Consider the following 8,946-nt stretch of genomic DNA (forward strand, 5'->3'; position numbering starts at 1 on the left):
CATGGATTGAAGAAGTCTTTGCGCCCTCAGCTGCGGGGCGGCACTTTGTGTGAAAAAAGCGGCGTATCCGCACCTTTCCCATATCATGAATTTACCCCCGGAGGGCCCTATGACAAACACCAGCAGGAAAAAACCTACTATCTTGCAGAGCCTCAGGGACAGGGAGCTGATGACCACCATCTTCACCTTGGCTTGGCCCACTGTGACAGAGCAGGCCCTCCAGACCATCGTGCAGTATGCTGACACCGCCCAAGTGGGGCGGATCGGCTACAGCGCCTCGGCGGCGGTGGGCCTCAGCTCCACCACCCTTTGGCTGGTGCGCTCGCCTCTGTGGGCCTTGGCCATGGGGGTGCTGGCCTGCGTGTCCCAGGCCTTGGGGGCCAAGGACACCGGGCGGGTGAAGCGGGTGACCAGTCAGTCGGTGCTGCTGACCTTGATCTCCGGGACGCTTTTGACGGTGCTGACCTTGGCGGTGGCCCCCTTCCTCCCCGGCTGGCTGGGGGCGGAGGAGGCCATCCGCCCCGCCGCGGGGACCTATTTCGCCATTGTCTGCGCCCCTACGCTCTTTGTGGCCTCCAGCATCATCTTTGCGGCGGTGCTCCGGGCCACCGGGGACAGCAAGACCCCTATGCGGATCAATATTTTAATGAATGTGATCAACGTTCTCCTGAACTTCCTCCTCATCAACCGGCCTTGGACGCTGCGGATAGGGACCTTGGCCATCCCCGTCTGGGGGGCGGGCTGGGGGGTCACCGGTGCGGCCATCGCCACCGCCGCCGCCTATGTGGTGGGCGGTACGCTGATGTTTCTGGCGGCTCTGCAAAGCCCGGAGCTGGGTCTCCGGGGGGCAAAGCTCCAGGTGGATCCGCCGATTATGCGCCGGTGTCTCGCCATCAGCGGGCCGATTACGGCACAGCGGGTGTTCAATGAGCTGGGTCATGTGGTGTTTACCGGCCTTATTACGCACAATCTCTCCACTTTGGCCATTGCGACCCATACCATTGCTATGACGGCGGAGCAGGCGTTTTATGTGCCGGGGTTTGGGATGCAGGCGGCGGCGGCTACTCTGGCCGGTTACTCCATCGGCGCCAAGGATGAGGAGAAGCTGGGCCAGTACTCCGAGGCCATTATGGCCATCGCGGTGTTCCTGATGGGCACGATGAGCGTGTTCCTCTTCCTGTTCCCCCGGATGTTTATGGGGCTCTTTACCCCGGATCAGGAGGTGATCCTCCTCGGGGCGGATGTGCTGCGGATTGTAGCCGTTTCTGAGCCGTTTTTTGCCGTTTTGATCATTTTGGAGGGGGTTTTTAACGGCGTGGGGGACACCAAGGCGCCCTTCGTGATCAATATGTGCACCATGTGGGGCGTGCGGATCGTGTTTACCTACCTGTGTGTGGTGGTGTTTCAGCTGGGCCTCACGGCGGTTTGGTGGTGCATGGTGGCGGACAATATGGGCCGTTTTTTGGCCATGCTGATCCGCTATCGGGGCAGGAGCTGGAAGCGGGAGCTGTATATGGACCAAGAGCTGATAGGGTAGCTTTTAGGGGGCGCTGGAGACAAAATCGAGGGAAATGCGGAAAAAATAACGTGAAAATTTCAATGAAAAAGGCGGTTTTTCGAAAGAAAAACCGCCTTTTTGTGCCCTTGAATTGCATCGGTTTGTGCAACTCGCCGCCCGCCATAGGCCTCCGCAGGGGTCCAAAACAGGCCCCTTTCTCGGCGGGCGGCCCTCTTGGAAGATGGAAGCATCTGGAATTTCTGGGGCTGAGCTTGGCACTTGCAGCCGCGTTGTGACGCAGGTGTAAAAAATGGAAAATTATGGAATGCCCTGTTTGGATGTGCGGAGGGGAAAAGCGGGAGCGTGGTTATATTGATAGTAATCAATTTGTTTTCCCCTTGCGGAGGGGGCGCGGGGGGCTGGGGTCAACGGCGCCGGCGGCGGTCGTAGAGGCGGGCCAGGCCGCCCTCGCTGGTCTCCCGGAAGCGGCGGTTGAGGCTGAGGCCGGTCTCCTTCATGGCCTTACAGACCATATCGTAGCTGATGTTCCGGGAGCCGGTGAGAAAATAGCTGAGGTTGCAGGCATTCATGGCCCGCATGGCCGCCACGGCGTTGCGCTCGATGCAGGGGATCTGCACCAGACCGCAGACCGGGTCGCAGGTGAGGCCCAGGTGGTGTTCCATGGCCACCTCTGCCGCGTACTCCACTTGGTCCAAATTCTGGCCGTAGAGCTCTGCCAAGGCGGCGGCGGCCATGGAGCAGGCGGTGCCGATCTCCGCCTGACAGCCGCACTCCGCCCCGGAGATGGAGGCGTTGGTCTTGGTGAGGTTCCCGATGATCCCGGCGGCGGCAAGGCCCCGGCAGATCTGCTGGTCGGTGAAATTCCGTGTCACCTGCGCGTAGCGCAGCACCGCGGGGACCACGCCGCAGGCCCCGCAGGTGGGGGCGGTGACGATGGTGCCGTGGCCCGCGTTCTGCTCCGCTACTGCGTAGGCAAAGGCGGCGATCTGCTGGAACTCCCGCAGGGCGGGGATGTCCTCCTCTGGGGTCTGCTCGTAGAGGTACTTGGCCTTCCGCTGGACGTTGAGCCCGCCGGGGAGGGGGCCGGAGGCGGCGAGGCCCTCCTCGATGCTCCGCTTCATGGTCTGCCAGATCCGGAGGAGGAAGTCCCAGATCTCCGGACCCTCGCTGAGTTCCACATAGTCGCTGAGGGACTGGATATAGCGCCACTTGCAGAAGTCGGCGATTTCGGCGAAGGAGTGCTCAATATAGACGTCTTCCTCCTCCGCCGGGGGCTGGCCGGGGACGAAGAAGGTGGCGGGGACGTTCTGGCGCGATAGCATGCTCAGAATGCGGGGCAGGCCCTCGTCCGGGCCGTAGAGACCCCGGGAGCGGTCGGCGAAGGGGAGGTCCTCTTGGCGGAAGTAGGCGCTCTGGAGGCGGTCCGCGTCAAAGTCGAAGGTCAGGAGGACGGCGATCTGCCGGCCCTCCGGCCATCGGATGCCATCGCCGGCGGGGAGTGTGGTTTGCATGGGCAAACCCCCTTTCGTTGAGTGTGGAATTAGGAGCTGCGGCGTCCCGCGCGGCGGGACAATCCAAATGTGCTAAATATGCGGCGAAAATCGGCGGCAAAACGGTTATAACTGATCGCTGCGCATGTATTCCGCTATGATGCTGTTGGTCTCCTGGAAGCGGGGGGTGGCGCGCTCTGCGAGGGCCTCGGCTTCCTGCTGGACGCTGTCTAAAACCTCGTCCAAGTCGAAGGTCAGGGGGCGGCGGTGCTCCATCAGGAGCTTGCCGGCGGCGATGACCGTGTCCACCTCATGGCCCCGGCGGTGTGGCCCACATTCAGGTTGAAGCGCAGCTGCCGGGCCTGCTCCCTCAAGAGGTCCGCCGCGGCGCTGAGGGCGGGACGGCTGAGGCCTTGGGAGAGGGCTTGAACCTCCTCACCCGCCGGCTCGGCGGCGCAGCCGGAGGCCAAAAGCAGGGCTTGGGCCACCCGCTGCCAAGTCTGTTCCAAAATAGTCTGCAGGTCCTCCCGGGAGCACCGGGCGGTCTCTAAAGCGGTGAAGAAAGCGGCAAGGCCAAGGTGGTCCCGGCCGGCCAACAGGCGGCACAGCTCCCCGGTCCGGGGGTCCTCCGCCGCAACCGCCTCTGCGTCACCGCCTACGCGCCACTGGGCGCAGCGGGAGCGTAGGGTGGGCAGCAGCACCCCGGCGCTCTTGGCGCAGAAGAGGAAGGCCGCGTGCTCCGGCCCCTCCTCCACCACTTTTAGGAGCACATTCTGGGCGCCTTGATCCAAGAGAGCGCAGTCGGGAAAGATAAAGATCTTCCGCCGCCCCTCGTTGGGCAGGATATAGGCGTCGGCGCGGAGGGTGCGGAGAACCTCCACAGAGATCATCTTGTGCTCAGAATCCGCTGCCGTCACCACGTCCGGGTGGATGCCGGCAAGAACCTTGCGGCAGTGTCCGCAGTGTCCGCAGGGGGCTTGGGCGTGGTTTTCGCACTCCATAGCCGCCGCCGCGGCTTGGGCCGCCGCCGTCAGATTGCCGCCGCCGGTGAGGATCAGGGCGCTGCCCCCGGCGTCCCGCCGCAGGGCCTCCAGCAGCTCTGTGGGTAGGTTTGTCTCCATGCTCCGCCCTCTCTGTCCGCAGATTCCGCCATCGGGCGGGTCTTGGCTGCAAAAGAACCAAAATTATTTTTATTGTACCACAGTTTGCCCCGGAATTGCAACCAATACCGGGGAAGAATTTTTCAATCGGCAGATGCCTGCTTTTCTCCCCCGCAGACAAGGAAAAAAATGCAAAAATTCTTCTCTTCTTAGCTTGCGCTATCAGGAAAAATCCGCTATAATAAAAACCTAATGTACCATCAGATGATAAGGAGCGAGGTGCCTGTCGGCGGTTCGAATGGGCGCTGGACTTCGTGCTCAGACGTGGCGGGCGTCAGCCCGCCTGTGTTCTGCGGCCTCGCCAGCCCCCATTTTTGCTCACCGACAGGTCCGCTTTTCGGGAGCGAAAACGGAGGCTGACCGGGGCGGACGAGACAGTCGGGCCGCCGCCCGGCAGCGAGGACAGCGCACCCCTTGCGGGGACAACGCCGACGGCGTTTGTTTTCACCCCGAAATGCCACATTGCCCCCTATCATCTGATGGGATGCTTCGCGGAAAGACGATACGATTCAAATACTTTACAGGAGGAAGACAGCGTGAGCAAAAAGTACGTGTATCTGTTCAGTGAGGGCAACGCCAACATGCGTGAACTCTTGGGCGGCAAGGGTGCCAATCTGGCGGAGATGACCAATATCGGCCTGCCCGTGCCCCAGGGCTTCACCATCACCACCGAGGCCTGCACCCAGTACTACGAGGACGGCCAGAAGATCAATGATGACATTCAGGCGGAGATCATGACCTATGTCACCAAGATGGAGGAGATCACCGGCAAGAAGTTTGGCGACAAGGAGAACCCCCTGCTGGTCAGCGTCCGCTCCGGTGCCCGGGCCTCCATGCCCGGCATGATGGACACCATTTTGAACCTCGGCCTCAATGAGGACGTGGTGGAGGTCATGGCCCGGAAGTCCGGCAACCCCCGCTGGGCTTGGGACTGCTATCGCCGCTTCATCCAGATGTACTCAGACGTGGTCATGGAGGTGGGCAAGAAATACTTTGAGCAGCTCATCGACCAGATGAAGGAGAAGAAGGGCGTCACACAGGATGTGGAGCTCACCGCTGACGATCTCAAGGAGCTGGCGGGTCAGTTCAAGGCGGAGTACAAGGCCAAGATCGGCCAGGACTTCCCCACCGATCCCAAGGAGCAGCTGATGGGCGCCATCAAGGCCGTATTCCGCTCTTGGGACAACCCCCGTGCCAACGTGTATCGCCGTGACAACGACATCCCTTACTCCTGGGGTACCGCCGTCAACGTGCAGTCCATGGCCTTCGGCAACATGGGCGACGACTGCGGTACCGGTGTGGCCTTCACCCGTAACCCCGCCACCGGCGAGAAGAAGCTCTTCGGCGAGTTTTTGACCAACGCCCAGGGCGAGGACGTGGTGGCCGGCGTCCGGACCCCCATGCCCATCAGCGAGATGGCCGACAAGTTCCCTGAGGCGTTCGCCCAGTTTGAGGGCGTCTGCAAGACCTTGGAGGATCACTACCGCGACATGCAGGACATGGAGTTCACCGTGGAGGCCGGCAAGCTCTACATGCTCCAGACCCGCAACGGCAAGCGCACCCCCGCCGCCGCGCTGAAGATCGCCTGCGACCTGGTGGACGAGGGCATGATCGACGAGAAGCAGGCTGTGGCCATGATCGAGCCCCGCTCTTTAGATACCCTGCTCCATCCCCAGTTTGACGCTACCGCCATCAAGCAGGCCCAGCTCATCGGCTCCGCTCTGGGCGCCTCCCCCGGTGCCGCCAGCGGCAAGATCGTCTTCTCTGCCGAGGACGCCAAGGAGTGGGCCGAGCGCGGTGAGAAGGTGGTTCTGGTCCGTTTGGAGACCTCTCCAGAGGATATCGAGGGCATGAAGGCCGCTCAGGGCATTCTCACCGTCCGCGGCGGTATGACCTCCCACGCCGCCGTTGTGGCCCGCGGCATGGGCAAGTGCTGCGTCTCCGGCTGCGGCGACATCAAGATGGACGAGGAGGCCAAGAAGTTCGACCTCGCCGGCAAGACCTACAAGGAGGGCGACTGGATCTCCTTGGACGGCTCCACCGGCAAGATTTACGACGGCGCCGTCCCCACCACCGATGCTGTCATCGGCGGCGAGTTCGGCCGCGTCATGGGCTGGGCGGACAAGTACCGCCGTCTCCAGGTCCGCACCAATGCCGACACGCCCCACGATGCCGCCCAAGCCCGGAAGTTCGGCGCTCAGGGCATCGGCCTCTGCCGCACCGAGCATATGTTCTTCGATGAGGACCGCATCCCTGCCATCCGCGAGATGATCTGCGCGGACACCTTGGAGCAGCGTGAGAAGGCCCTGAGCAAGCTGGAGCCCATGCAGCAGTCCGACTTCGAGGGCATCTATGAGGCTATGGAGGGCTGTCCCGTCACCATCCGCTTCTTGGATCCCCCTCTCCATGAGTTTGTCCCCACTGAGGAGGCCGACATCGAGAAGCTGGCCAAGGATATGGGCAAGAGCGTGCAGGACATCAAGAACATCATCGCCTCCCTCCACGAGTTCAACCCCATGATGGGCCACCGCGGCTGCCGTCTGGCTGTCACCTACCCGGAGATTGCCGCCATGCAGACCAAGGCTGTCATCAAGGCCGCTTTGAATGTGCAGAAGCGCCACGCCGACTGGACTATCGTCCCCGAGATCATGATCCCGCTGGTGGGCGAGGTGAAAGAGCTGAAGTACGTCAAGAGCGTGGTGGTGGAGACCGCCGACAAGATCATCGCCGAGGCCGGCTCCTCCATGAAGTATAAGGTGGGCACCATGATCGAGATTCCCCGTGCCGCCCTCACCGCTGATCAGATTGCCAAGGAGGCGGACTTCTTCTCCTTCGGCACCAACGATCTGACTCAGATGACCTTCGGCTTTAGCCGCGATGACGCAGGCAAGTTCTTGGGTGCCTACTATGACCGGAAGATCTATGAGAGTGATCCCTTCGCCAAGCTGGATCAGACCGGCGTGGGCAAGCTGGTGGCTATGGCCGCTCAGCTGGGCCGGGAGGCCAATCAGGATATCCACCTCGGCATCTGCGGTGAGCACGGCGGCGATCCCTCCAGCGTGGAGTTCTGCCACAAGGTGGGTCTGGACTACGTCTCCTGTTCCCCCTTCCGCGTGCCCATTGCCCGGCTGGCTGCTGCGCAGGCTGCCATCAAGGAGAGCAAGTAAGGGCTCGATTTCTTGTCGTGGGGTAATATAGATTTTTCTCGGAGAGGCAATCTGAATTGACCCCGACATAGAAAAACAAGACCTTGCACCTAACCGTGCAGGGTCTTGTTTTTGTTCTCCGAACTATCCTCAACCTTGCATAGATACCGGATTTTAGGGACATTTTGTTTGGAATCACCAGGGCGGGGGGGGCAAACGGGGGCGAAGCCCAACAGAACAAACAGCTTTGCCTTTTCGAGAAAAATCTATATTGCCCCACGACACGGTTGTCGTAGGGCAATGTGATTTATCCTGTTCAGGGCAATAAACACCAGCCTCCGACATAGAAAAAAGTGACCTGCCATCCTTTGGATGGGGGTCACTTTTTTGTCTTTCTGACTATCCTTTCCCTTCCTAACACAAGAATTTAGGAACATTTTGCACTATATCACCATGGAGTAGGGGCGTCCGGCCCAAGGGCCGGGTGGATAAACGACTTTGCCCCAAACAGAATAAATCACAATGCCCTACGACATGGTGATGTTCCTGGATGATGTTTTTGGGGATTTGGCATCAGGCTTGAAACGCCTGTGTATCAGGGCTTTCGAGCGATGACATTTCCCAAATTCATCAGCGTTAATTCCCCAAAAACGGGCTAACTTCGTTTTTGGGGGACGTTTTTGGGGAATCGTGCGGGATGTTTCCACGGGGGAGGGCTGCAAGCATGAGGAAGAAAAACTTCAAGGGTCGATGTGAGAAACGGGTGCTGGGCAAATGCGCTGAGGTGTGCCGGACGTATGATGCGATCCAGTATGCCTATGCTGACCTGCTGCAAGCATCAGACGAGATCAAGGAGATCAAGTGTAATGTCCTGCTGGATGGACCGGAAGTGGGAGAGTACACCTCTGATTTCGTATGCACCAAGGCAGACGGTGATTTGATGGTGCGGGAGTGTGTCTATCGAAAATTCCTGATGAAGCCCCTGACGGTGAAGCTGTTGGATGCTTCAAGGGACTACTGGCTCAGGCATGGGGTTACTGATTGGGGGGTTGGTCATTGATGAAGAAGTATGATCTGCTCCGGTCTGGTGAGCGTATCATCCGGGTACTGGAAGTACAGGTGGATAGGGTTCTGGTGATCGACTGCATCAAGAGGACGATGCCTGTTTGGGTGAATACCGCAGAATTGCAGTCCTATTCCGAGTGTACCACTGGTGAGATGTCGGAGGTCACTGGGGTTGTACCTGTCGGTGTGGATGATCTTGATGCAGACCAGAGGAAAACCATGTACGAGAGGTACACGACGATTGCTCCTGTCCTATCTTTCGTGGCTGATGACCGTATGCGTTCCCAGTTAATCTGCTCTGCGGCTGAGGAATATGGAGTATCAAAGGCAACCGTTAGAAGCTACCTCTGTCTGTATCTGGCATACATGGATGTGACTGTCCTTGCTTCCAGGCGTAGAGAGGATAAACGGGATCTAACCCAGGACGAGAAGAATATGCGGTGGGCGTTGAACAAGTTCTTCTATACTACGAAGAAACAATCTCTCAGGACAGTCTAGGGCTTGTTTGAAAAATAAATATTGCACAAACCAAATAAAAGTGCGAAAATAGAGCCATGAAGCGATAT

Annotated in this window: 8 protein-coding genes; 4 read left to right on the forward strand and 4 right to left on the reverse strand. The window is 59.7% G+C overall.

Features of this window, described 5'->3' with window-relative positions; translation table 11 throughout:
- Nucleotides 1–109: 109 nt before the first annotated feature.
- Nucleotides 110–1,537, forward strand: a complete 1,428-nt coding sequence (locus D5269_RS09495; RefSeq protein ID WP_120484625.1) for an MATE family efflux transporter — start codon at nucleotides 110–112, stop codon at nucleotides 1,535–1,537.
- A gap of 386 nt (nucleotides 1,538–1,923) precedes the next feature.
- On the opposite strand, the gene D5269_RS09500 is transcribed toward D5269_RS09495, so the two are convergent.
- The 4 genes from D5269_RS09500 to D5269_RS09515 all read right to left on the reverse strand — a co-directional run bounded on the left by D5269_RS09500 (nucleotide 1,924) and on the right by D5269_RS09515 (nucleotide 4,617).
- Entirely contained in the window at nucleotides 1,924–3,030 is a 1,107-nt protein-coding gene (locus D5269_RS09500) for an L-serine ammonia-lyase, iron-sulfur-dependent, subunit alpha (protein WP_120484626.1), read from the reverse strand.
- Nucleotides 3,031–3,135: 105 nt separating this feature from the next.
- The gene (locus D5269_RS09505) at nucleotides 3,136–3,318 is read right to left on the reverse strand and encodes a hypothetical protein (RefSeq protein WP_147407938.1); all 183 of its coding nucleotides are present in this window, start codon (nucleotides 3,316–3,318) and stop codon (nucleotides 3,136–3,138) included.
- Nucleotides 3,285–4,130: a hypothetical protein gene (locus D5269_RS09510; protein WP_016316362.1), complete on the reverse strand. Its 846-nt coding sequence runs from the start codon at nucleotides 4,128–4,130 to the stop codon at nucleotides 3,285–3,287. Before D5269_RS09510 ends, D5269_RS09505 begins: the two co-directional genes overlap by 34 nt.
- 313 nt (nucleotides 4,131–4,443) lie before the next feature.
- The gene (locus tag D5269_RS09515) at nucleotides 4,444–4,617 is read right to left on the reverse strand and encodes a hypothetical protein (RefSeq protein ID WP_155846402.1); all 174 of its coding nucleotides are present in this window, start codon (nucleotides 4,615–4,617) and stop codon (nucleotides 4,444–4,446) included.
- A gap of 88 nt (nucleotides 4,618–4,705) precedes the next feature.
- Here D5269_RS09515 and ppdK point away from each other — a divergent pair, with 88 nt between their 5' ends.
- From ppdK to D5269_RS09530, 3 genes are all read left to right on the forward strand, one after another.
- Entirely contained in the window at nucleotides 4,706–7,336 is a 2,631-nt protein-coding gene (ppdK, locus tag D5269_RS09520) for a pyruvate, phosphate dikinase (RefSeq protein WP_016316361.1), read from the forward strand.
- Nucleotides 7,337–8,039: 703 nt separating this feature from the next.
- A complete protein-coding gene (locus D5269_RS09525) occupies nucleotides 8,040–8,375 on the forward strand; it encodes a hypothetical protein (protein WP_120484628.1) in 336 nt (111 codons plus the stop codon).
- Nucleotides 8,375–8,878 (forward strand): hypothetical protein, encoded by a 504-nt coding sequence (locus tag D5269_RS09530; RefSeq protein ID WP_120484629.1) that lies wholly within the window; start codon nucleotides 8,375–8,377, stop codon nucleotides 8,876–8,878. Before D5269_RS09525 ends, D5269_RS09530 begins: the two co-directional genes overlap by 1 nt.
- The last annotated feature ends 68 nt before the right edge of the window (nucleotides 8,879–8,946 follow it).

The sequence above is a fragment of the Anaerotruncus sp. 1XD42-93 genome (assembly GCF_009917605.1).
GTDB lineage: Bacteria > Bacillota > Clostridia > Oscillospirales > Ruminococcaceae > Anaerotruncus.